Consider the following 2,797-nt stretch of genomic DNA (forward strand, 5'->3'; position numbering starts at 1 on the left):
GGCTTCTAGGGCTTGAGCTACGTTTTGAACACCTCTGACATTAATTGGAAGATTGCCGTTAAGGCGTTCGAGGTTGCGGCGGGGAACGATGGCTTTATCAAAACCCATTCTTGCAGCCTCGCGTAAGCGTCGCTCAACGTGATTAACTGCCCGCACCTCACCGCCAAGGCCCACCTCACCAAAAACCACTGTCGTAGGCTCAAGCGTCTGGTCGCGCATGCTCGATGCGATACTTACCAACGCGGCCAAATCTACAGCCGGTTCAACCACTTTTATTCCACCAGCGATATTTACGAACACATCATGAGTTCCCAAGCGAAAACCCAAACGCTTCTCCAACACAGCCATCACCAAGCTTAAACGGTTGTAATCTACGCCGCTCACAACACGTCTGGGATTGTTGAGATAAGTGGGAGTGGTCAAGGCTTGCACTTCTGCCAAAAGGCTACGGGAGCCTTCCATCGCGGCAACCACTGCAGAACCTGGGGAATCGGTTGGTCTTTCGGCAAGAAGCATTGCCGAGGCATTCTCGACTGGCTCCAGACCCTGCTCGCGCATCTCAAAGACTCCGATTTCATCCGTTGGCCCAAACCGGTTTTTTACTGCCCGCAAGACCCTAAATGCGCCCTGATTATCTCCCTCAAAGAATAGCACCGTATCCACCAGGTGTTCCAACACCCGCGGGCCGGCTATCGCACCCTCTTTAGTCACATGGCCGACTAAGAAAATAGGAATGCTATCGGCCTTCGCCAATCGCTGTAATGCCGTTGCGCAACCTCTCACCTGTGAAACTGAAGCGGGTGCTGATTCCATCTCGGCATCATAGGTGCTCTGGATTGAGTCGATGACCACTAACTGCGGCTTGGCATAATCGATAAGGCCAATAATGGCGCTTAACTCGGTTTCGGAAGCAACCATCATGTCTTTGGAGACAATGCCTAATCTCTGAGCGCGGATTTTGACTTGTCTGACCGACTCCTCGCCTGAAATATAAAGCGATGGGCCGATTACACTGCTAAAAAGATTAGCAACTTGAGTTAGTAGAGTGCTTTTGCCGATACCGGGGTCGCCGCCGATAAGCATAATCGCGCCGGGAACGATGCCGCCCCCTAAAACTCGGTCGAACTCATCGATGCCGGACAGCCATCTTGTTTGGTCTTCCTCTGAAATGTCGGCAATTGATGACGGCAGCGAAGTAGCGGAGGGTCGAGCGCCGGCTTTGGAGACGGGCGACGCGGTGATGACTTCCTCAACTAAAGTATTCCACCCCTCGCATCCCTGACACTTCCCAAGCCATTTCGCGGTCTCAAAGCCGCAGGATTGACATACGAATCGCGTCTGTTTTTTCACGTCTGTGTTACCTTCTCAGCTTAGACTAAAAGTAGACAACTGTATAGGTTATTATACCCGTTATGCTAAATTATTCAACGCCTGCTCTATCCACTCCTGAACCAATATTTTCGCTTTTTCAAGCTCCTTCTGGCGATCTTTTTTTGGCATTCTAAAATAAATATCGCGGATGGGAAGCTTTTTAAGATCGCTCACCTTCACTTGTGGAAAAGTCTTCTGGCATACATCAGGAGTCGATTGGCGCAGGATAAAGGCCATTAGGGGGCTGTTCAACAGGGCAACAATATAGCTGTGAGCGTACCCCGCAAGCCCGCCACATGCAAGTATACTGTTCCTGAAATAAGTTTGTTCTTCATGTATTGCAGCAACCGGACGACTTGCAGTCTGCCTCAGCACTATCGGCGTCGATTGGTACTTCTCGATCGAGCGAATACCGGCATATCGGCCATCCGGCAACTTTGGTCTCGTCCAAACCCATTTCGAGGGGGGATTAAGATGATAGGCGCTAATATCCCGCCCTTCCCGCATCAGTGAGCAGTCTTTCCATTTGGGTGCATCTGCTATGATAAGTTCAGCTGCGTTGCCCGAATGTACTCCAAAATCTGAAAAATCACATCGTCCGGAAAATATTGCCGCCTTATTAAGTGCTAATTCATCTTTTAAAGGACTTCTAAACGGAGCGGTTAGGTCATCAATTATCTCGGGGACGCCACGCTGCCATAGGAGGATTGCAGCCGGTTCAGTAACACTTGAGAATGCTGTTTCACCAATCTGTTCTATAAGTATTATGTGCCCCTCCTGTCGCATTTGAGCACGGACTAGGCCATATCCGCCTTGATAGCAAAAGGAATAGGGCACCAGAAAGGCTAAAATCCCCCCCGGCTTAAGCCAATGGATCGAATGTTCGACAAAAGACGAATGTAAAGAACGCCAACCTTTTCCTTTCACATTACTTGGCGCTTTTTGGGCATGTCGGCCTGAAAAAGACACCCAGGGTGGATTGCCAATAATTAAATCAAACTCAGGGGAAGGTTGTAAAGAAAGAAAATCAGCATGGACAAGCTGCTCCGAATTTTCTATAATAGCAGCCCTTGCCTCTTGAAGCGCTTGAGCGTCCTGTTCATAACCAAAAAGATTTAGCTGAGGATGGCATCCAAGGGTAGCCAATAGAAAAGCCCCATTGCCAACAGCAGGATCAAGAACTCGAAGGGAAGTAAGAGAAGCTAAATCGATCTGCTCAAGCGCCAATTGAACAACACGCCTTGCTAATGGCTCTGGCGTGTAGAACACCCCATGCTGTTTACAAAAGGCGCGGTCTTCTCGGCAATCGTTAGTCATCGAATAATGAACTGATTGATTCGTGACAGTGCTGTCGGCGTATAGCCTCGGCAAAGAGAGGGGCAACTGTCAGCACTTCAATCTTATCAAGGCGCTTTTCAGGCGTAAG

At 49.4% G+C, this 2,797-nt stretch carries 3 protein-coding genes; all 3 read right to left on the minus strand.

Annotated elements, in window-relative coordinates; genetic code table 11:
* A partial coding sequence (radA, locus tag WCO51_11940) for a DNA repair protein RadA (GenBank protein MEI6513964.1) occupies positions 1-1,350 on the minus strand: 1,350 nt, incomplete at its 3' end.
* A gap of 60 nt (positions 1,351-1,410) precedes the next feature.
* Positions 1,411-2,688 carry a TaqI-like C-terminal specificity domain-containing protein gene (locus WCO51_11945; protein ID MEI6513965.1) on the minus strand — a complete coding sequence of 426 codons (1,278 nt, stop codon included), beginning with the start codon at positions 2,686-2,688 and terminating at the stop codon, positions 1,411-1,413.
* On the minus strand, positions 2,681-2,797 hold a 117-nt coding region (locus WCO51_11950; protein MEI6513966.1), incomplete at its 5' end, for a ribose-phosphate pyrophosphokinase. The genes WCO51_11945 and WCO51_11950, both read right to left, overlap by 8 nt.

The organism is bacterium (genome assembly GCA_037131655.1).
GTDB lineage: Bacteria > Armatimonadota > Fimbriimonadia > Fimbriimonadales > JBAXQP01 > JBAXQP01.